Here is an 18,880-nt window from a genome sequence, read left to right on the forward strand (position 1 = left end):
GAGGCTCGTCGAGCAGCACTTCGCCGCCTTCGTGGCGCAACGTCACATATTTGTGGTCGGCGATAAAATAGACCACCTGGCCCAGCGGGATCAGCTCGATGCCCTTACGGGTTCGGGCGCTGATATGACTTCGCGGGCCGCTGCCAGTCTCGGCGGCAGGACGGGTGAGTGCAGCGAGCTGGACGCGATTGGGGCGCTCGGCTTTTTTTAATGCTTCTTGCAAGTGTTCGGTGCGCACAGGTTTCACCAGATAGCCTACGGCGCTGGCCTGTAAGGCTTCCACGGCAAATTCATCGGGCCCTGTGCAAAACACCACCGCCGGCGGTGTTTCGCGTTCGCACAATCTTGCAGCCACTTGCAGGCCATCAAGGCCTGGCATGCCGATATCGAGCAACACGATATCCGGCTTGTGGCTGTCGATCAGTGCCAACGCCTCTTCGCCATTCGTGGCGCTCGGCTCCAGGACGCTGTATAACCCTCGAGCTCGCTCACCATTCGGCTGAGGCGCTCGCGAGCCAGTGGTTCGTCATCAACGATCAGGACATTCATATTGCGCTGGATTCCTGCGTGAGTCTCGCACAAGGATAGCGTAGACAGGTGAAGTGACGTCCGTCACCGCGATCCACGCTAAGACTAGCCCGAGCGCCAAAAAGTGCCGCTGGAACGACGGCTAAATTTTCATCATCCGGGCAATTATCGGCCCAGGCCCGCGTTGGCGAGGCATCGCCGTAGGGTTTGCTGATACACAATATGCACACCCCCTCTTTTTATAGCCAGTTGCAGCGCCCGGAAGTGCGCTGATCCCTCTGTCCAACTGTAGACGGTTGCCGGCGCGATATTGCTCAATCGAAAAATATCGTTGTGCGAATTATTGAAAGTCGGACCTGCCCCGGCTCGGCAGCCTCTGAAATCATTCCTGTCGACCAGTGTCAGCGACAGTCTGGGCAACCCTGTTATTATCCGCGCCAGCGTTTCACGCCTTTTTTCTTCAAGCCGATACGAGCGAATTCATGAGCACTGACAAGACCAATCAGTCCTGGGGCGGCCGCTTCAGTGAACCCGTCGACGCCTTCGTCGCCCGCTTCACCGCCTCCGTCACTTTCGACCAGCGCCTGTATCGCCACGACATCATGGGTTCGATCGCCCACGCCACCATGCTGGCCAAGGTTGGCGTGCTGACCGATGCCGAGCGCGACAGCATCATTGATGGCCTGAAGACCATTCAGGGCGAAATCGAGGCCGGTCAGTTCGACTGGCGCATCGACCTCGAAGACGTGCACATGAACATCGAAGCGCGCCTGACCGATCGCATCGGCGTGACCGGCAAGAAACTCCACACTGGCCGCAGCCGTAACGACCAGGTCGCCACCGACATCCGCCTGTGGCTGCGTGACGAGATCGACCTGATCCTCGCCGAAATCACCCGCCTGCAAAAAGGCCTGCTCGAGCAAGCCGAACGCGAAGCCGGCAGCATCATGCCCGGCTTCACCCACTTGCAGACCGCACAGCCAGTGACCTTCGGGCACCACATGCTGGCCTGGTTCGAAATGCTCAGCCGCGACTACGAGCGCCTGGTCGACTGCCGCAAGCGCACCAACCGCATGCCCTTGGGCAGCGCCGCGCTGGCCGGCACTACCTACCCGATCGACCGCGAATTCACCGCACAGCTGTTGAATTTCGACGCAGTGGGCGGCAACTCGCTGGACAACGTTTCCGATCGCGACTTCGCCATCGAATTCTGCTCGGCTGCTAGCATCGCGATGATGCACCTGTCGCGTTTCTCCGAAGAGCTGGTGCTATGGACCAGCGCGCAGTTCCAGTTCATCGATCTGCCGGACCGTTTCTGCACCGGCAGCTCGATCATGCCGCAAAAGAAAAACCCCGACGTACCTGAACTGGTGCGTGGCAAGACCGGCCGTGTGTTCGGTGCGCTGATGGGCCTGCTGACCTTGATGAAAGGCCAGCCTTTGGCCTACAACAAGGACAACCAGGAAGACAAAGAGCCGCTGTTCGATGCCGCCGACACCCTGCGCGACTCGCTGCGCGCCTTTGCCGACATGATCCCGGCGATCAAGCCGAAACACGCGATCATGCGTGAAGCGGCGTTGCGTGGTTTCTCCACCGCAACCGACCTAGCTGACTACCTGGTACGCCGTGGCCTGCCGTTCCGTGACTGCCACGAAATCGTCGGCCACGCAGTGAAGTACGGCGTGGACACTGGCAGGGATCTGGCCGAGATGAGCCTGGAAGAGCTGCGTCAGTTCAGCAATCAGATCGAACAGGACGTGTTCGCCGTGCTGACCCTGGAAGGCTCGGTGAATGCCCGTGACCATATCGGCGGCACTGCGCCGGCGCAGGTCAAGGCAGCTGTGGTTCGCGGTCAGGCGCTGATCGCCAGCCGCTAACAGCTTCGCGAGCAGGCTCGCTCCCACATTTGGATTTTTGTTGAACACAAAATTTGTGGCCGACAAAAATCCCCTGCGGGAGCGAGCCTGCTCGCGAATACGATCTTCAGAAAAGCAAAAAACCTACTTCTTGGCAGCGATCATCGCCAAAAACGCCGGCATCGCTGCTTCCTTGTCCGCTGCAACTTTCTGCACATGCGGATTCTGTTCAAGTCGCTCCAGCAGCGCCTTCGCCTGCGGCATCTCTGCCAGCAAATCAATCCCGAACAGCTTCTGCCCGACCGCACAGGCCAGCGGCACGCTGTAGAGGAAGTACAGATCCGCCACGCTCAGGCTGTCACCCGCTACGAAAGGAGCGAACCTGGCGTGCCTGCCCAGCGAGGCAAAGCCCAGCAGCAACTCGGTTTTAGTCTTCTCCTTGATCGCGTCCGGCAGGGTCATGCCGAAGAATGCCTCGCCATAACAAGCGCGGCCCGGCAGTTCGATGTACAACTCGATTTCCTTGGCGATTGCCAGCACCTGCGCCCGCTCGAACGGATCGCTCGGCAGCAGTGGCGTGCCTTGCTGGGTCTGTTCGAGGTACTCGAGGATGATCGCGGTTTCGTTGATAAAACCGGCGTCCACGCCCAGCACCGGCACTTTGCCGCGCGGGCTGATGGCCAGGGCTTCGGCACTGGTGCCGGCATAAAACGGCACTTCCTCAAACGGCAGGCCTTTTTCCAGCAGTGCCAGTTTGACCATGTTGTAGTAGTTGCTGACTGAGAATCCGTAGAGCTTGAGCATCACATAGCCTCCGGGCCGTGCGGGGTGGGCAGTGCCTGTTTATAGATCGCCCGGGCGTTTCCCGCCAGCAGCATCACGCCGCTGAATGCGGGTAAACTGGCGCCTTTCCTTGAGGAGCCTGCCATGAGCGAGCCGACAGACATCGACAATGACAACGACGAAGAAGAGTTCACCGAGGCTACGTTGATCGAAGCCATCGAGAACCAGATCGAAAGCGACAACCCGCCAGCGGCCAAAGCGATATTCAACAAGCTGACGTTGGTGGGCAAAGAGCGTGAAGATATCCTCAATCTGATGGCCCACGTGCTGGCTTACGAGATTGATGCGATGCTCGAAGAAGACCGTCCATTCAATACCGAGTGGTACGAAGCGGCACTGCGCGCATTGCCAGTGCTGCCGCCCGAAAAGAAATAACCCAATCCACTGTAGGTGCGAGCTCGCTCGCGAAAAACTCAAGAGCGCCGCTGAGCATCTGGCTAACCGCGTTTTCGTTCACGATCTTCGCGAACACGCTCGCTCCTACAGAAAAGCATCCGCAATATCACTATTGCCTCTCCCGCAGCAAAAAACCCCACTGCAAGCACTGGACATGCCGCACAACTCGGCTCACCTTAGGGGCGCTATCGTCCAATTCCTAGAAAGTCTGGAGTCCTTATGTCGCTTACCCCTGAGTTGGTTGCCGAACTGGAAATCCTCGCACTCTTCAACCTGGACAGTTCCCAGGAAGGTTTGAAAATTCATCAGACCGCTGCCCCAAAAGCCATTGCCGCTGCCAAGCGCCTGTACGACAAAGAGCTGATCGATCAGCCTGACGGCGGTTATCTGACCAGCCTCGGACGTGACGCCGCACAAAATATCCAAATACTACTGACCATCCTGAACGTCGAAGAAACAGCCTGAATGTGACTGTATCGCCCACGGAAACCCCTGTTACGGGATTTCCGCGGGCACCCTCTGTCATACGTCGGCGCGACACGATAAAAATCTGACGCCAGAAAACCTAAATCAGCTTAAATGTCCCGGGACCGAGGCGCTAAACTGCACTTATCCCGAGATCACCTGCGCCCGTGCCTACCGAGCCGGTTTGAGCTGACATGACCCGCAACCATGAAATCCGCCCCGACCTGGACGATGGCATTGACCGCAAGGTTCTCAGCCAGCTGCGCGCACGTTTTCTAACGCTCAACGAAGGCCGTATCGCCCGTGCGCTCGAAGGCCTGTCGAGCCGTCAGCAGGCTGTGCTGACGCTGCTGCCACTGTTCTTTCACGTCAATCATCCGCTGCTGCCGGGTTACGTCTCGGGCAGTACGCCGGCCGGTCTGTCGAATTACGAGCCGGACGCCACCACCCTCGCCGAAGCCCAGCGCCTGACGCGTTCGTTCTCTTATAAGCCGCGCCACGGCAGCAACCCGCCGCGTCCGATTCACGGTCTGTTCCTGATGGGCAGCCTCGGCACGCTGGCCCAGGCCGATCAAAGCGACATGGACGTGTGGGTCTGCCACGCGCCGGATCTGAGCGAGAGCGAACTCGCCGAGCTGAGCAAAAAATGCCAGTTACTCGAAGTCTGGGCCGCGAGCCAGGGTGCCGAGGCGCATTTCTTCCTGATCGACCCGGTGCGCTTCGTCAAAGGTGAACGCGACAACCAGCTCAGCTCGGAAAACTGCGGCAGCACCCAGCACTATCTGCTGCTCGACGAGTTTTATCGCACGGCGATCTGGCTAGCCGGGCGCACGCCGATCTGGTGGCTGGTGCCGGTTTACGAAGAAACCGCCTACGACGGTTACACCCACACCCTGCTGTCGAAGCGCTTTATCCGCGCTGACGAAACCCTCGACCTCGGCCACCTGGCGACGATTCCGCCGGGGGAATTCATCGGTGCCGGGTTGTGGCAGCTGTTCAAAGGCATCGAGTCGCCGTACAAGTCAGTGCTCAAACTGTTGCTGACCGAGGTCTACGCCAGCGAGCATCCGAAGGTGCAGTGCCTGAGCCTGCGCTTCAAAAAAGCCGTGTTTGCCAATCAACTGGATCTCGATGAACTGGATCCGTACATGGTCGTGTATCGACGCATTGAGGAATACCTCGTTGCGCGTAACGAGCCGGAGCGTCTGGAGCTGGTGCGGCGCGCCCTGTATCTGAAGGTAAACCGCAAACTCACCGGCAACAGCCGCACCCAGAGCTGGCAGCGCTCGCTGCTCGAACGTCTGGCCAGTGAATGGCATTGGGATCAGCGGCAACTGGCGTTGCTCGATAGCCGCAGCCAGTGGAAAGTCCGTCAGGTCAGCGCCGAACGCCGCGCGCTGGTCAATGAGCTGAATTACAGCTATCGCTTCCTGACCCAGTTCGCCCGCACCGAACAAACCGTCAGCCTGATCAACAAACGCGACCTCAACGTCCTCGGTCGCCGGCTATATGCCGCGTTCGAGCGCAAGGCCGACAAGGTCGAGTTCATCAATCCCGGCATCGCCCCGGATCTGGCCGAAGACACCCTGACCCTAGTGCAATCGCGCAACAAGAAGGAACCGGGGCAAACCCAGTGGGGCCTGTACAACGGCAGCCTTACCGCGCTGGAGTGGGAACACTTTGCACCGATCAAGCGCAGCCGCGAGTTGCTGGAGTTGCTGACCTGGAGTCATCGCAACGGCGTGATCGACAGCAGCACCCGCCTGGCCCTGCACCCCGGCACCAGCGACCTGAGCGAGTTTGAACTGTTCAACCTTCTAGGGAGCCTGCAACAGTGCATCGCCCTGCCCTTGCCCACCGTCGCCGAAGAGCCTTTGCTGCGCGCGGCGGTTCCGAGTGAGGTGCTGATGCTGGTCAATGTCGGCGTCGATCCGCTCAAGCATCACCGCGACCTGAACATCCTGATGACCACCGAACGCACCGACTCGCTGAGTTACGCCGGCGTGCGTGAAAACCTCGTGCTGACCCTCGACCAGGTCACGCTCAATAGCTGGAACGAAGTGCTGGTCAACCGCTTCGACGGGCCCCACGCCCTGCTCGACTGCCTGTGCGACTACCTCAACCATTTGCCGGAAGGCCGGCAGCAACCCCGGTTGCGCGTGCGCTGCTTCTGTCACAACCGCGCGCAGTTCATCGCCCAGCGGGTCGAAGAGATCATCGACAGTGCGCATGACCTGCTGCTGAGCCGCCTCAATCATCGCTACCTGCTTCAGGTCCAGCAGCACTACCACGTGCTGGAGCTGGTGCCGGGACAGGTCAAACATGTTGCCTTGGTCACGCTGGCCGAACTGGTCGACTACCTTGCCAGGCAACAGACGAGCTACAGCCCGCTGCACCTGGACCCCATGGCCCTTGCCGACCATGACCTGGCGCTGATCCTGCCAATGGGCCAGCCAGCCTGCATCCAGGTGTTCTACCGGGTCCATGAAGACCAGGCAGATATCTACGTATTGGATGAGTTCAACGCCTTGTGGCAGCAGCGTCTGCCCTATCACGACGATCAAAGCCTGCTGGTGCCACTGCAGCGTTTCCTTCAGTCCATCGGGTTTCGACGCGAAGCCTTGCTGCCCATGAGTGGCGTACAGCCGTCGAGCCTCGAACTACAGTATTACCAGGTGTTACCGTCAGGCCCGGCGCGGGCTCGGCGGGTCGAAAACCGACCGGCGCCGGTGCTTGCGCCGAACCAACCGTTCTATGACGTGCAAGCCATCGTTGGCAAAGCCGGGGCCGACAGGGTGCAGGTCACCCTGTACTGTAATCAGCGCGAGTTTTCGGAGTTGGAGCATGGTGATCATCTGTTCAGGGTGGTGGCCCGGGAAATCGTCGAGCAACGCCGGGAACCCGAACGTTATCGGTGCTACATCACCGATCTGGACCTGTCGGGCCTGGCCGGTGATGATCAGCGCTCAAGCAATGTGTACCTGGGTTACAAGGCCGACCTGGAGCGCGCCTTGAACGAGGCGCTCGAGCAGGTCTGAGGAGTCTTACTCCGGGAAATCACCGCCATTGGCAGGCTGGGATTCAACTTCCAGCAGGGTCAGCTTCAGGGTCTTGCCACCCGGTGCCGGCCAGTCGATGTGCTGACCCACCTTGAGGCCCAGCAGCGCGCTGCCGACAGGTGCCAGGATGGAAATCTTGCCTTCGTCGGCGTCCGCATCCTTGGGGTAGACCAGGGTCAGGTGGTAGTCCTTGCCGCTGCTTTCCTCCCGGCAATGCACTTTGGAATTCATGGTCACGACGTCGGCAGGCACATCTTCGTGTCCGACCAGGGTATCGGCGCGATCCAGTTCGGTTTGCAGCGCGATCACGCCCGGCAGCGTGTCATCCAGGCTGTCGATCAGGCGCTCCAGACGTTGCACGTCCAGACGGGTAAGAGTGATGGAAGGTGCGGTCATGATCCGGGCAGACTCCTTTCTTCTGCACACAAAAAAAGCAAAACCCCGCCAAAAAAGGCGGGGTTTTCACCAGGCCTCGATGGGTTGAGGCGTGTTCGGACACTATCACAGCTCAAAAAATATACAAGCCACCCACCCCATGCTCCCTCTGCAGGAGCTGCCGAAGGCTGCGATCTTTTGATCCTGAAACTTTAAAAGCAAAAGATCGCAGCCTGCGGCAGCTCCTACATTGAGGAATTGCGACGGTCTGTGGCTTGGGCGCAGATGACCCGGCGGCGCTGATCGTCTGCCGAACGCCATTCACGAATGTCTTCGACATGCCGGAAGCAGCCCAGGCAAACCTTCTGCTCATCCAGCCGGCACACGCCGCTGCACGGTGATGGCACCGCCGGGCTGATGTTGCTGTATAGCGGCTTGGGTGGCCGGACAGGAGCGGTGTCAGTCACGGAATCACAGACCTTCGAAATCGAATTCGGCGCCGGCCTGCTGCTTGACGATGCGCTCGAGCATTTCGCCCAGTTGCTCTTCGCTCTTGTCGCACATCCAGCGTTCGCTTTCTTCGTCGTAGTCAAAGTGGAACCCACCGGATACCGCCGCCAGCCACAGCTGACGCAGCGGCTCCTGACGGCTGAAGATCAGCTGCGAGCCGTTTTCGAACTTGACAGTCAGCACACCGGCCGAACTTTCCAGATCGATATCCAGGTCACTTTCATCAAAGATGTCTTCCAGTTTTTCCTGGGTTTCATCGACCAGATCGTGGAAACGGGCTTCGGACAAACTCATTGCGGCAACCTCAAAAAATGTCTGATCAGGCTCAAGCGCCGAAAGATACGGACGCGCCCCGCTGATTGCAAAGAATAACGACCAAGCACCCTCACCACCCTTTGTAGGAGCAAAGCTTGCTCGCGAAAGCGGTCAATCATTCAACAATGATGCTGACTGATACAACGCTTTCGCGAGCAAGCTCTGCTCCTACAAGGGATTGCGGCGGTTCGGGCAGCTTTGGGCAAGCCCCGCCGGACGGGAACCCCCTCGCATAGGCAAGCTGCCGGGTGGCCGGTATACTCCGGCGCAATTAACGCATTTTCAAGGATTTCGCCATGAAGCGCCTGATCTCTTCCCTTGCTGCGCTCGTCGCGGTTGCCTGCCTCGTTTCGGCCTGCGGTCAAAAAGGCCCGCTGTACCTGCCCGATGACGACCAGGACCCGGCCGAGCAAGCCAAATCGTCGCAACAACAGCCTGCCTCCAAGGCACACAAGCACGACGTTTACCAATAAGGGATCGCCATGGACGCTTTTAACTACCGTGGCGGGGAACTGTTCGCGGAAGGTGTGGCGCTGTCCGCCATCGCCGACCGCTTCGGCACGCCTACCTACGTTTACTCGCGCGCGCACATCGAAGCCCAGTATCTGGCTTACGCCGATGCGCTGGCCGGCATGCCGCACCTGGTGTGCTTCGCGGTCAAGGCCAACTCCAACCTCGGCGTATTGAATGTCCTGGCCCGCCTCGGCGCCGGTTTCGACATCGTTTCCCGTGGCGAACTGGAACGTGTGCTGGCCGCTGGCGGCAGCGCTGACAAGATCGTCTTTTCCGGCGTCGGCAAGACCCGTGACGACATGCGTCGTGCGCTGGAAGTCGGCGTGCACTGCTTCAACGTCGAATCCACCGACGAGCTGGAACGTCTGCAAGTGGTGGCCGCCGAACTGGGCGTTCGCGCACCGGTTTCGCTGCGGGTAAACCCCGACGTCGATGCCGGCACCCACCCGTACATCTCCACCGGTCTCAAAGAGAACAAGTTCGGCATCGCCATCGCCGACGCCGAAGATGTGTACGTGCGCGCCGCACATCTGCCGAACCTGGAAGTGGTTGGCGTCGATTGCCACATCGGTTCGCAACTGACCACATTGCCACCGTTCCTCGATGCCCTCGACCGTTTGCTGGATCTGGTCGACCGTCTCGGCGATTGCGGCATTCACCTGCGCCACATCGATCTCGGTGGTGGTTTGGGTGTTCGCTACCGCGATGAAGAGCCGCCATTGGCTGCCGACTACATCAAGGCTGTGCGCGAGCGTCTCAACGGTCGTGATCTGGCGCTGGTGTTCGAGCCGGGCCGTTTCATCGTTGCCAACGCCGGCGTGCTGCTGACCCAGGTCGAGTACCTCAAGCACACCGAACACAAAGACTTCGCCATCGTCGACGCAGCGATGAACGACCTGATCCGCCCGGCGCTGTATCAGGCGTGGATGGACGTTACCGCGGTCAAGCCGCGCGACAGCGCTGCACGCAAATACGACATCGTCGGCCCGATCTGCGAAACCGGTGACTTCCTCGCCAAGGACCGCGAATTGGCCCTGGCCGAAGGCGATCTGCTGGCCGTGCATTCGGCCGGTGCCTACGGTTTTGTGATGAGTTCCAACTACAACACCCGCGGCCGTGCCGCTGAAGTGCTGGTAGACGGTGACAAGGTTTTTGAAGTGCGCCGCCGCGAGACCGTGGCTGAGCTGTTTGCCGGCGAAAGCCTGCTGCCGGAGTAACCCATGCTGCTGCGTTTTACTAAAATGCACGGCTTGGGCAACGATTTCATGGTCCTCGACCTGGTCAGCCAGCACGCGCATATTCAGCCAAAGCACGCCAAGCAATGGGGCGACCGCCACACCGGCATCGGTTTCGACCAGTTGCTGATCGTCGAGGCGCCAAGCAACCCGGACGTGGATTTCCGTTATCGGATCTTCAACTCCGACGGTTCCGAAGTGGAACAGTGCGGCAACGGTGCGCGCTGCTTTGCGCGCTTCGTGCTCGACAAGCGTCTGACCGCGAAACGGCAGATTCGCGTCGAAACCAAGGGCGGCATCATTGAACTGGACGTGCGTAACGACGGCCAGATCGGTGTGAACATGGGCGCTCCACGCCTGGTGCCGGCGGACATTCCGTTCGAAGCGCCAGCGCAGGCCACCAGCTATCAGCTGGAAGTCGACGGCACCTCGGTCGAACTGGCCGCCGTGTCGATGGGCAATCCCCACGCCGTGTTGCGCGTGCAGGACATCAATAACGCACCGGTGCATGAGCTGGGGCCGAAAATCGAACACCACCCGCGCTTCCCCGCGCGAGTGAACGTCGGTTTTCTCCAGGTCATCGACCGCCACCGTGCGCAACTGCGCGTGTGGGAACGTGGCGCCGGGGAAACCCAGGCCTGCGGCACTGGCGCATGTGCGGCGGCTGTCGCCGCCATCAGTCAGGGGTGGATGGATTCGCCGCTGTTGATCGACTTGCCCGGCGGGCGCCTGTCCATTGAATGGGCAGGCCCTGGCCAACCGGTGCTGATGACCGGTCCGGCAGTGCGTGTATACGAAGGACAAGTGCGTCTTTGAGTGAGCAAAAACCATGACCGATAAGCCTCAGGTACCCGCCCGACAGTCCGACGAATCAGCGTCCGAGAGCCTGGAGGCGGCAGCGGTTGCCGCATACCTCGAGGCTCATCCGGACTTCTTCGTCGAGCACGAAGAACTGCTGCCGGCGATGCGCATTCCCCATCGACGCGGCGACACCGTGTCGCTGGTCGAGCGGCAGATGACCATTCTGCGCGACCGCAACATCGAGATGCGTCATCGCCTCTCGCAGCTGATGGATGTCGCCCGCGACAACGATCGCCTGTTCGACAAGACCCGCCGTTTGATTCTGGCCCTGATGGACGCCACCAGTCTGGAAGACGTGGTGATCAGCGTCGAGGACAGCTTGCGCCAAGACTTTCAGGTGCCTTTTGTCAGCCTGATCCTGCTGGGCGACAACCCGGCCCCGGTCGGTCGCTGGGTCACCCACGCCGACGCCCAGGTCGCCATCGGCGGTTTGCTCACCGAAGGCAAAAGCGTCAGCGGCACACTGCGTGAGCACGAGCTGGACTTTCTCTTCGGTGAAGAACAGCGCCTGCAGATCGGCTCCACCGCCGTGGTCGCTGTCAGCCATCAAGGTATCCACGGAATTCTGGCCATCGCCAGCCGTGACCCGCAGCATTACAAGAGTTCGGTCGGCACGCTGTTCTTGAGCTACATCGCCGAAGTCATGGGCCGCGTGCTGCCACGGGTCAACAGCTCCCTGCGCTCGGTTCGCTGAGCATGGAACGACAACTGGACGCTTACTGCGAACACCTGCGCAGTGAGCGGCAGGTGTCGCCGCACACACTGTCGGCCTATCGCCGCGACCTCGATAAAGTCCTTGGCTGGTGCATCAAGCAGAACATTGGCAGTTGGGCCGCGCTGGATATTCAGCGCCTGCGCAGCCTGATCGCTCGATTGCATGCGCAAGGCCAGTCCTCGCGTAGCCTCGCCCGCTTGCTCTCGGCAGTGCGCGGGCTCTACCACTATCTGAATCGTGAAGGTCTTTGCGACCACGATCCGGCGACGGGGCTGGCACCGCCGAAAGGCGAGCGCCGCCTGCCGAAAACCCTCGACACCGACCGCGCACTGCAACTGCTCGAAGGCGCGGTGGAGGATGATTTTCTCGCGCGGCGTGATCAGGCGATCCTGGAGTTGTTCTACTCCTCAGGCCTGCGCCTGTCGGAGCTGACCGGGCTCAACCTCGATCAACTGGACCTGGCCGACGGTATGGTCCAGGTGCTCGGTAAAGGCAGCAAGACCCGACTCTTGCCCGTCGGCGCGAAAGCCCGTGAAGCGCTGGAGTTGTGGCTGCCATTGCGCGCCATGGCCAACCCCGCAGATGACGCGGTGTTTGTCAGCCAACAGGGCCGGCGCCTTGGTCCACGGGCGATTCAGGTTCGGGTGAAAGCCGCCGGTGAACGCGAGTTGGGGCAGAACCTGCACCCGCACATGCTGCGGCACTCCTTCGCCAGCCACCTGCTGGAGTCTTCGCAGGACCTGCGCGCCGTGCAGGAACTACTCGGCCACTCGGACATCAAGACCACCCAGATCTATACCCACCTGGACTTCCAGCACCTGGCGACGGTCTACGACAATGCCCACCCACGGGCTAAACGCATTAAGGGCGATGATTCATGACGATCCAATTGATCACTTTCGACCTCGACGACACCCTGTGGGACACCGCCCCGGTGATTGTCAGCGCCGAAGCCGTGTTGCGCCAATGGCTCACCGAACACGCGCCGAACCCTGGGCGCCGTACCGGTCGAGCACTTGTGGGCCATTCGCGAGCGCATCCTGGGCAACGAACCCGGCCTCAAGCACCGCATCAGCGCCCTGCGCCGCCGTGTCCTGTTCCACGCTCTGGAGGACGCTGGCTACACCCACGCAGAAGCCTCTGATCTGGCTGACCAGAGTTTTGAAGTGTTTCTGCATGCGCGCCACCAGCTGGAAATCTTCCCCGAAGTAGCGCCGACCCTGGAGACGCTGGCCAGGCACTACGCCCTCGGGGTCGTGACCAACGGCAATGCCGACGTTCGACGGCTGGGGCTGGCGGATTATTTCAAGTTCGCCTTGTGTGCCGAGGACATCGGCATCGCCAAGCCCGACGCGCGCCTGTTTCATGAGGCGCTTCAACGTGGAGGTGCGACGGCGCAGACCGCCGTGCACATCGGCGATCATCCGGGCGACGACATTGCCGGAGCACAACAGGCAGGACTGCGGGCCATCTGGTTCAACCCGGCGGGCAAGGTGTGGGAAGCCGAAAAGGCCCCGGACGCCGAAATCCGCAGCCTGACCGAGTTGCCGGCGTTGCTGGCGCGGTGGAGTGCGGCAAAAATTTGAGGCGCGGCTGCGATCTTTTGATTTTCAGGCATGAAAAAGCCCGCAGCGACGGCGGGCTTTTTCAGCAAGCAAGCGGCACGCCTCAGATAGGGCGGCTACCGTACTTGTTGTCCGGCTTCTTGGGCGGATCGGCGACCACATTGGCCTCCACTTCCTGCACTTTTCCGCCGCGCGACAAGAACTCTTCCATGGCCTTGGCCAGGGCGTCGCGTTCCTTGTTCTTGGCTTCAATGCTCGGCAACTCGTCTACCGACACCGCAGCCTTGGCTTTGCCTTTGGCAGCCGGGGCCGGCGTATCGTCGCCGCCATCGTCATCAGCAACGTCTTCCGCTGCCGCTTCCAGGCCTTCCTCGGCCTCGTCTTCGTCGCCTACTTCGAGGTCGTCGTTTTCCAGATCATCGTCGCTCATGTTCTACCTCATGACTTGCGAAAAGCAGATTAGTTATAGACCAGCTTTGGCAACTGTCGAAAGTCGCCGTTAAAAAATCGTTAACCGCTGCTGACCAGCGGTTATGCCCCTTCACCGTGCAAGGTGGCGAGGACTTTTCGGGCACCGCCATGATCACGGTGCTCGCCCAGATAAACGCCCTGCCAGGTGCCCAGTGCCAAACGACCTGCCGAAACCGGCAGACTGATCTGGCAACCCAGCACGCTGGCTTTGAAGTGCGCCGGGAGGTCGTCCAGGCCTTCGTCGTTATGCTCATAGCCGTCTGTTCCTTGTGGGATCAGACGATTGAAAAATCGTTCGAAGTCGCGACGGACCGCCGGATCGGCGTTCTCGTTGATGGTCAACGACGCCGAGGTATGCTGCAGCCACAAATGCAACAGACCGACCCGGCACTCCCTGAGTTCAGGCAGGCCGTTGATCAACTCGTCCGTTACCAGATGAAAGCCCCGGGGCCGTGCCCGCAGGGTAATCAGAGTCTGTTGCCACATACAGTTCTCCGCACGTTCGGGGCGCATTCTAGCGCGCTCTGGGAAAAAACAAAGGCCCTAATATTCCTGCTTTGACGTAAGCCTTTGGCCGCAGAAAAATGCTTGTCGTAAACACGACCAAAGCCGTACGAAAAATCCTTTCAGCCATGTCTTGAATGACAAATCGCAGGCAAAAAAATGCCCGGCGAACCGGGCAATTTTTTTTCGCGTACTTACAGGTTGTAGCCGCGTTCGTTGTGTAGTGCCAGATCCAGGCCGACCGCTTCTTCTTCCTCGGTGGCACGCAGCCCCATGACAACGTCCAGTACCTTGAGGATGATGAAGGTGACGATCGCGGTGTAGATCACCGTGAAGCCCACGCCTTTGCACTGAATCCACACTTGCGAAGCGATGTCGGTCACGGTGCCGAAACCACCCAGAGCCGGTGCAGCAAACACACCGGTCAGGATCGCGCCGAGAATACCGCCGATACCGTGCACACCGAAGGCGTCCAGCGAATCGTCATAGCCGAGTTTGCGCTTCAGGGTAGTCGCGCAGAAGAAGCACACTACGCCTGCCGCCAGACCGATGATCAGCGAACCCATCGGGCCCACGGTGCCAGCGGCCGGAGTGATCGCCACCAGACCTGCAACCACACCCGAGGCGATGCCCAGTGCGCTTGGTTTGCCGTGGGTGATCCACTCGGCGAACATCCAGCCCAATGCAGCGGCGGCGGTTGCGATCTGAGTCACCAGCATCGCCATACCGGCAGTGCCGTTGGCAGCAGCAGCGGAACCGGCGTTGAAGCCGAACCAGCCAACCCACAGCATCGCGGCGCCCATCAGGGTGTAACCGAGGTTATGCGGAGCCATCGGCGTGGTCGGGAAGCCTTTGCGCTTGCCGAGTACCAGGCAAGCCACCAGACCTGCGACACCAGCGTTGATGTGCACAACGGTGCCGCCGGCGAAGTCGAGTACGCCCCAGTCACCTAACAGCGAACCCGGACCGCTCCAGACCATGTGCGCAATCGGTGCGTACACCAGAGTGAACCAGACGCCCATGAACACCAGCATTGCGGAGAATTTCATCCGCTCGGCAAAAGCACCGACGATCAACGCAGGCGTGATGATCGCGAAGGTCATCTGATAGGTGACGAACACTGCCTCAGGGAACAGCGCAGTCGGGCCAGTGATGCTCGCAGGGGTTATGCCGGCGAGGAACGCCTTGCCGAAACCGCCGACGAAGGAGTTGAAGTTGACGACGTTGGCTTCCATCCCGGTGGTGTCGAACGCCATGCTGTAGCCATAAAGGAACCACAGGATGGTGACCAGGCCGGTAATGGCGAAGCACTGCATCATCACGGAAAGAATGTTTTTGGAGCGAACCATGCCGCCGTAAAACAGCGCCAGACCTGGAATGGTCATGAACAGCACGAGGGCGGTGGAGGTCAGCATCCAGGCGGTATCGCCGGAATTGAGGACTGGAGGCGCCACCGGATCTGCCGCCATAGCCAGGCCGGGCATTACGATGGACAACAGGGCGCCTAGCCCTGCGAATTTACGCAGAGTCATATTGTTTTCTCCTGGGGCGTTGGGTTTGTGGCGGCTTAGATTGCGTCGGTATCGGTTTCGCCGGTACGGATGCGAATCGCCTGTTCCAGATTGACCACGAAGATCTTGCCGTCACCGATCTTGCCGGTGTTGGCAGCCTTGGTTATCGCCTCGATAACCCGATCCAGATCCTTGTCGTCGATTGCAACGTCGATTTTCACCTTGGGCAGAAAATCGACCACGTATTCCGCGCCGCGATACAGCTCGGTGTGACCCTTCTGCCGGCCGAAGCCTTTGACTTCAGTAACGGTAATGCCCTGCACGCCGATTTCGGACAAAGACTCGCGCACGTCGTCCAACTTGAACGGCTTGATGATGGCAGTGACTAGCTTCATGAAAACTCTCTCCCGAATTGGTGGACTTGCCCCAGGAAAACAAACCCGACTCAAGTCTAAGCGCAGTGCCTGGCTTTGTAACGCATCGTCGGCCCTACCTGCCCGACTGACGCCAGCTAACCGCTGCCGACGAAACTCCCCGCTTCGTCTGCCGCACTGCATTCGTCACAGCGACTGCATCAGTGCATGGGTCGAAGGTGACTAAGCAGAAACCTTGCCATCTCGCCAAAAACCTGTGATTTCAATCCATTGGCCACTGTCGCTGGCACTGCCGCGCAAAAGCCTTGACGGATACGCACAACAACGGTGCATCGCCGTCCGTCCGCCTGCGCGAAAAGCGTGCATCGCGGCCGGTGCAAATGACTATAGACACTGCGTGATACACTGCCGGCCATTGTTTCCAGGACATCCACCATGCTCGCGCCCAAAGACTTCCTCGACGCCCTGAGCGGCACCGCCTCCCGCCTGTTCAACGGCGAAACGCCGCTGCCGAAAGCCGAAATCGAAAGCCAGTTCAAGATGCTGCTGCAGAGTGCGTTCAGCAAACTCGATCTGGTGAGCCGTGAAGAATTTGATAGTCAGATGGTCGTATTGGCCCGCACACGCGCTCGCCTCGAAAGCCTCGAAGCCAAAGTTGCCGAGATGGAAGCCAAGCTCAACCCGCCAACCGAGTAAACACCGCAAATCCCCTGTGGGAGCGGGCATATTCGCGAAAAGGCCCGCCTCCCCTCCCAGCCCGAATCAGCTCCTTGCGTAGGAGCTGCCGAAGGCTGCGATCTTTTGATCCCAGGATTTGGCGACCTGGAAGCCAAAGGTGCACTACGATCATCGGCCCCAGTCATGGCGGCTTTGCGTGGGAGACCTTCGGGTCTGCCGGATTCCGGTTGCTCCGGTTCGCCAACCCGCGTACAACTGCCACCCATTCGTTTGGCGATGACGGCTGGCAGCCCATTGAGCAGATTTCAGATTGCGCCATACAACACGATCTCCTAAGCTCGCCTCTGCTGAACATTCAGCACTGGGTTTGGCGACCCGGAACGCATGCCATGCACAACCATCAGATCCGACATCGGGAACGTGTTTCCGTGGCTCGAGTTATGGCGGCTTTGCGTGGGAGACCTTCGGGTCTGCCGGATTTCGGGGTTCCCGGTTCGCCAACCTGCGCATAGCTGCCACCCTTTTCGTTTGGCGACGATTAGAGGCAGTTTCCTCCGCAAGCGAATTTGGGTACTGCACCAGGGATGAACATTATCTGAGCCCCCACGTCTTCACACGCCACAAACGCCCTCTCCACGCCCTTCTGCTGGAAAACCAGCCTTGGTTCAGCGCCCGGGACCTCGGTCGATTACTACGGCTTTCCCTCGACGAACGTACCCTTCGTAAACTCGATCCCGACCAGCACCAGTACGCACAGATACTGTTCAATGGCAGCCTCGAAAACACGCTGCTGATCAGTGAATCCGGCGTCTACGCGCTACTGATCTATCACTACTGCCCCGAGTACAGAAGCCTGCGCGAATGGCTGACCCACGACGTGGTACCCGCCCTTAGGGACGCCCGACAACCCGATAGCCCGGAACGTCCGACCCTGAGCCGGCTGATCTGGCCAGATATGTCCTTGAGTTTGCTGCACTGGAACAACCAGCCGTGGATTCGGCTGCAGGATGTGCCGCATCTGCTGCCTGATGAAGAACCGGTGCAACACGCCGTCAACGTGCCGTGGTGGAAAAAGCCTCGCGAGCATTGCAGTCGCTATAGGCAGCTAACCACGCTCGATATCGTCGCTGAGCGCGTCGTAATGCGATTGCAGATTCAGCCAGAAATCGGGCGTGGTATCGAAGTGAACAGCCAGCTTCCTGGCCAGGTCCGGACTGACGCCTGCGCTTTGCGCGACAAGCCTTGTCAGTTCAACCTCATAACCTGAACGCTGGCCTGCAAGATCAGCCCCCGCGACAGCCGATGGTTCAAGAAGCTCTTCCTCTGGAGCTTCTGCGGAACAAATCGAGCGCATTCCATTACTGTCCATCTTCCCTTCTCCGGGTGGCTTGATCTGCAATGATCATAAGCAGCACCCCCAGCAAACAAGAGCGCCCCGACGGTTCAGGCAATGCCCTTCAAACATTTCAGAACGGTCCTACAAAAACTGCGTGCTGGAGCGGATTTCGTCCCTCGTTTTGCTCCGCTAACTTCACATTCGCTGACCAGCTTCACTGGTCGTCCCCCGGCACGGTGTGGTCAATGCAACGTGGTGCAAGTGTGCTTCGCGGCTAACCCACGCTTTCTGAACAACAAAAAACCCACGCTTATGGCGTGGGTTTCGTTTAACCCCAGAGGAATCAGGCGCAGTGCGGAAGACGCTCAACCTGATCCCGAATCGCCGCCCCCCTTTCAATCTCGGCTCTACGCAAATCGTAAGTCGATTGCAGGTTCAGCCAAAACTCGGGGGTTGTGCCCAAGCAGATAGATAGCCTGAGCGCCATATCAGCGCTGACGCCTCGACGCTGAAGCACAATGTCATTCACCGTCGGAGTCGAAACGCTCAACGCTCGGGCCAAGGCTGCCGCCGTAAGGCTCAGAGGCTCAAGGTATTCCTCTTTGAGGATCTCGCCAGGGTGAACCGGGCGCATACCATTCTTAGTCATTACTCACCTCAGTGATAATCGACGATTTCGACATTCGCTGGTCCGTTAGGACCCCATACAAAGCAAATTCGCCATTGAGCATTGATACGGATGCTGTACTGACCTTTTCGACTCCCATCCA

Annotated in this window: 21 protein-coding genes and 3 pseudogenes; 12 read left to right on the forward strand and 12 right to left on the reverse strand. The window is 59.7% G+C overall.

Features of this window, described 5'->3' with window-relative positions; all coding sequences use genetic code 11:
* A pseudogene (locus JFT80_RS13630) lies at nt 1-549 on the reverse strand (LytR/AlgR family response regulator transcription factor); the annotation flags it as partial.
* A gap of 461 nt (nt 550-1,010) precedes the next feature.
* Here JFT80_RS13630 and argH point away from each other — a divergent pair.
* A complete protein-coding gene (gene argH / locus JFT80_RS13635) occupies nt 1,011-2,405 on the forward strand; it encodes an argininosuccinate lyase (protein WP_201148208.1) in 1,395 nt (464 codons plus the stop codon).
* Nucleotides 2,406-2,528: 123 nt separating this feature from the next.
* On the opposite strand, the gene JFT80_RS13640 is transcribed toward argH, so the two are convergent.
* Entirely contained in the window at nt 2,529-3,188 is a 660-nt protein-coding gene (locus JFT80_RS13640; protein ID WP_201148209.1) for a glutathione S-transferase family protein, read from the reverse strand.
* A gap of 123 nt (nt 3,189-3,311) precedes the next feature.
* Here JFT80_RS13640 and JFT80_RS13645 point away from each other — a divergent pair, with 123 nt between their 5' ends.
* From JFT80_RS13645 to JFT80_RS13655, 3 genes are all read left to right on the forward strand, one after another.
* Nucleotides 3,312-3,602, forward strand: coding sequence for a hypothetical protein (locus JFT80_RS13645; RefSeq protein WP_201148210.1), 291 nt, complete (start codon nt 3,312-3,314; stop codon nt 3,600-3,602).
* 240 nt (nt 3,603-3,842) lie between these two features.
* A complete protein-coding gene (locus JFT80_RS13650) occupies nt 3,843-4,088 on the forward strand; it encodes a TIGR02647 family protein (RefSeq protein WP_122841019.1) in 246 nt (81 codons plus the stop codon).
* A 194-nt stretch (nt 4,089-4,282) separates the two neighbouring features.
* Nucleotides 4,283-7,126, forward strand: coding sequence for a class I adenylate cyclase (locus JFT80_RS13655; protein ID WP_201148211.1), 2,844 nt, complete (start codon nt 4,283-4,285; stop codon nt 7,124-7,126).
* 6 nt (nt 7,127-7,132) lie between these two features.
* On the opposite strand, the gene rnk is transcribed toward JFT80_RS13655, so the two are convergent.
* The 3 genes from rnk to cyaY form a co-directional block, all read right to left on the reverse strand.
* The gene (gene rnk, locus JFT80_RS13660; protein ID WP_201148212.1) at nt 7,133-7,543 is read right to left on the reverse strand and encodes a nucleoside diphosphate kinase regulator; all 411 of its coding nucleotides are present in this window, start codon (nt 7,541-7,543) and stop codon (nt 7,133-7,135) included.
* Nucleotides 7,544-7,767: 224 nt separating this feature from the next.
* Nucleotides 7,768-7,989 (reverse strand): DUF1289 domain-containing protein, encoded by a 222-nt coding sequence (locus tag JFT80_RS13665; protein WP_201148213.1) that lies wholly within the window; start codon nt 7,987-7,989, stop codon nt 7,768-7,770.
* A 4-nt stretch (nt 7,990-7,993) separates the two neighbouring features.
* Nucleotides 7,994-8,326 (reverse strand): iron donor protein CyaY, encoded by a 333-nt coding sequence (gene cyaY, locus JFT80_RS13670; RefSeq protein ID WP_077575013.1) that lies wholly within the window; start codon nt 8,324-8,326, stop codon nt 7,994-7,996.
* Nucleotides 8,327-8,643: 317 nt separating this feature from the next.
* Between cyaY and JFT80_RS13675 the strand changes: the two genes are divergently transcribed.
* From JFT80_RS13675 to JFT80_RS13700, 6 genes and pseudogenes are all read left to right on the forward strand, one after another.
* Entirely contained in the window at nt 8,644-8,820 is a 177-nt protein-coding gene (locus JFT80_RS13675) for a lipoprotein (protein ID WP_003229400.1), read from the forward strand.
* A gap of 9 nt (nt 8,821-8,829) precedes the next feature.
* Nucleotides 8,830-10,077 carry a diaminopimelate decarboxylase gene (lysA, locus tag JFT80_RS13680; RefSeq protein ID WP_201148214.1) on the forward strand — a complete coding sequence of 416 codons (1,248 nt, stop codon included), beginning with the start codon at nt 8,830-8,832 and terminating at the stop codon, nt 10,075-10,077.
* 3 nt (nt 10,078-10,080) lie between these two features.
* The gene (dapF, locus tag JFT80_RS13685) at nt 10,081-10,911 is read left to right on the forward strand and encodes a diaminopimelate epimerase (RefSeq protein WP_201148215.1); all 831 of its coding nucleotides are present in this window, start codon (nt 10,081-10,083) and stop codon (nt 10,909-10,911) included.
* Between the two features lie 13 nt (nt 10,912-10,924).
* Nucleotides 10,925-11,650, forward strand: a complete 726-nt coding sequence (locus JFT80_RS13690; protein WP_201148216.1) for a DUF484 family protein — start codon at nt 10,925-10,927, stop codon at nt 11,648-11,650.
* A 2-nt stretch (nt 11,651-11,652) separates the two neighbouring features.
* Nucleotides 11,653-12,552, forward strand: a complete 900-nt coding sequence (gene xerC / locus JFT80_RS13695) for a tyrosine recombinase XerC (protein WP_201148217.1) — start codon at nt 11,653-11,655, stop codon at nt 12,550-12,552.
* A pseudogene (locus tag JFT80_RS13700) lies at nt 12,549-13,257 on the forward strand (HAD family hydrolase). Before xerC ends, JFT80_RS13700 begins: the two are co-directional and overlap by 4 nt.
* 82 nt (nt 13,258-13,339) lie before the next feature.
* Here JFT80_RS13700 and sutA read toward each other — a convergent pair.
* From sutA to glnK, 4 genes are all read right to left on the reverse strand, one after another.
* A complete protein-coding gene (sutA, locus tag JFT80_RS13705; RefSeq protein ID WP_007920420.1) occupies nt 13,340-13,666 on the reverse strand; it encodes a transcriptional regulator SutA in 327 nt (108 codons plus the stop codon).
* A 101-nt stretch (nt 13,667-13,767) separates the two neighbouring features.
* Entirely contained in the window at nt 13,768-14,193 is a 426-nt protein-coding gene (locus JFT80_RS13710; protein ID WP_201148218.1) for a secondary thiamine-phosphate synthase enzyme YjbQ, read from the reverse strand.
* Between the two features lie 212 nt (nt 14,194-14,405).
* A complete protein-coding gene (locus JFT80_RS13715; RefSeq protein WP_201148219.1) occupies nt 14,406-15,743 on the reverse strand; it encodes an ammonium transporter in 1,338 nt (445 codons plus the stop codon).
* Between the two features lie 35 nt (nt 15,744-15,778).
* Nucleotides 15,779-16,117, reverse strand: a complete 339-nt coding sequence (glnK, locus tag JFT80_RS13720; protein ID WP_002555808.1) for a P-II family nitrogen regulator — start codon at nt 16,115-16,117, stop codon at nt 15,779-15,781.
* Between the two features lie 414 nt (nt 16,118-16,531).
* Between glnK and JFT80_RS13725 the strand changes: the two genes are divergently transcribed.
* Together JFT80_RS13725 and JFT80_RS13730 are read left to right on the forward strand one after the other, a co-directional pair.
* Entirely contained in the window at nt 16,532-16,792 is a 261-nt protein-coding gene (locus JFT80_RS13725) for an accessory factor UbiK family protein (protein ID WP_201148220.1), read from the forward strand.
* Between the two features lie 577 nt (nt 16,793-17,369).
* Nucleotides 17,370-17,875: pseudogene (locus JFT80_RS13730) on the forward strand (Bro-N domain-containing protein).
* 4 nt (nt 17,876-17,879) lie between these two features.
* On the opposite strand, the gene JFT80_RS25510 reads toward JFT80_RS13730, so the two are convergent.
* The 3 genes from JFT80_RS25510 to JFT80_RS13740 form a co-directional block, all read right to left on the reverse strand.
* Nucleotides 17,880-18,143 (reverse strand): transcriptional regulator, encoded by a 264-nt coding sequence (locus tag JFT80_RS25510; protein ID WP_374091354.1) that lies wholly within the window; start codon nt 18,141-18,143, stop codon nt 17,880-17,882.
* Between the two features lie 310 nt (nt 18,144-18,453).
* Nucleotides 18,454-18,759, reverse strand: coding sequence for a HigA family addiction module antitoxin (locus JFT80_RS13735; protein WP_045059703.1), 306 nt, complete (start codon nt 18,757-18,759; stop codon nt 18,454-18,456).
* Between the two features lie 8 nt (nt 18,760-18,767).
* On the reverse strand, nt 18,768-18,880 hold a 113-nt coding region (locus JFT80_RS13740), incomplete at its 5' end, for a type II toxin-antitoxin system RelE/ParE family toxin (RefSeq protein ID WP_201148221.1).

This window comes from Pseudomonas sp. TH10 (assembly GCF_016651255.1).
Lineage (GTDB): Bacteria > Pseudomonadota > Gammaproteobacteria > Pseudomonadales > Pseudomonadaceae > Aquipseudomonas.

Excerpts from the sequence above, each read along its gene's own strand:
- JFT80_RS13640 (WP_201148209.1), bottom strand. The coding sequence starts at position 3,188 with ATGCTCAAGCTCTACGGATTCTCAGTCAGCAACTACTACAACATGGTC.
- JFT80_RS13715 (WP_201148219.1), bottom strand. The coding sequence starts at position 15,743 with ATGACTCTGCGTAAATTCGCAGGGCTAGGCGCCCTGTTGTCCATCGTA.
- JFT80_RS13655 (WP_201148211.1), top strand. The coding sequence starts at position 4,283 with ATGACCCGCAACCATGAAATCCGCCCCGACCTGGACGATGGCATTGAC.
- JFT80_RS13710 (WP_201148218.1), bottom strand. The coding sequence starts at position 14,193 with ATGTGGCAACAGACTCTGATTACCCTGCGGGCACGGCCCCGGGGCTTT.
- JFT80_RS13725 (WP_201148220.1), top strand. The coding sequence starts at position 16,532 with ATGCTCGCGCCCAAAGACTTCCTCGACGCCCTGAGCGGCACCGCCTCC.
- dapF (WP_201148215.1), top strand. The coding sequence starts at position 10,081 with ATGCTGCTGCGTTTTACTAAAATGCACGGCTTGGGCAACGATTTCATG.
- JFT80_RS13650 (WP_122841019.1), top strand. The coding sequence starts at position 3,843 with ATGTCGCTTACCCCTGAGTTGGTTGCCGAACTGGAAATCCTCGCACTC.
- JFT80_RS25510 (WP_374091354.1), bottom strand. The coding sequence starts at position 18,143 with ATGGACAGTAATGGAATGCGCTCGATTTGTTCCGCAGAAGCTCCAGAG.
- rnk (WP_201148212.1), bottom strand. The coding sequence starts at position 7,543 with ATGACCGCACCTTCCATCACTCTTACCCGTCTGGACGTGCAACGTCTG.
- argH (WP_201148208.1), top strand. The coding sequence starts at position 1,011 with ATGAGCACTGACAAGACCAATCAGTCCTGGGGCGGCCGCTTCAGTGAA.
- cyaY (WP_077575013.1), bottom strand. The coding sequence starts at position 8,326 with ATGAGTTTGTCCGAAGCCCGTTTCCACGATCTGGTCGATGAAACCCAG.
- JFT80_RS13675 (WP_003229400.1), top strand. The coding sequence starts at position 8,644 with ATGAAGCGCCTGATCTCTTCCCTTGCTGCGCTCGTCGCGGTTGCCTGC.
- sutA (WP_007920420.1), bottom strand. The coding sequence starts at position 13,666 with ATGAGCGACGATGATCTGGAAAACGACGACCTCGAAGTAGGCGACGAA.
- xerC (WP_201148217.1), top strand. The coding sequence starts at position 11,653 with ATGGAACGACAACTGGACGCTTACTGCGAACACCTGCGCAGTGAGCGG.
- JFT80_RS13645 (WP_201148210.1), top strand. The coding sequence starts at position 3,312 with ATGAGCGAGCCGACAGACATCGACAATGACAACGACGAAGAAGAGTTC.
- glnK (WP_002555808.1), bottom strand. The coding sequence starts at position 16,117 with ATGAAGCTAGTCACTGCCATCATCAAGCCGTTCAAGTTGGACGACGTG.
- lysA (WP_201148214.1), top strand. The coding sequence starts at position 8,830 with ATGGACGCTTTTAACTACCGTGGCGGGGAACTGTTCGCGGAAGGTGTG.
- JFT80_RS13735 (WP_045059703.1), bottom strand. The coding sequence starts at position 18,759 with ATGACTAAGAATGGTATGCGCCCGGTTCACCCTGGCGAGATCCTCAAA.
- JFT80_RS13690 (WP_201148216.1), top strand. The coding sequence starts at position 10,925 with ATGACCGATAAGCCTCAGGTACCCGCCCGACAGTCCGACGAATCAGCG.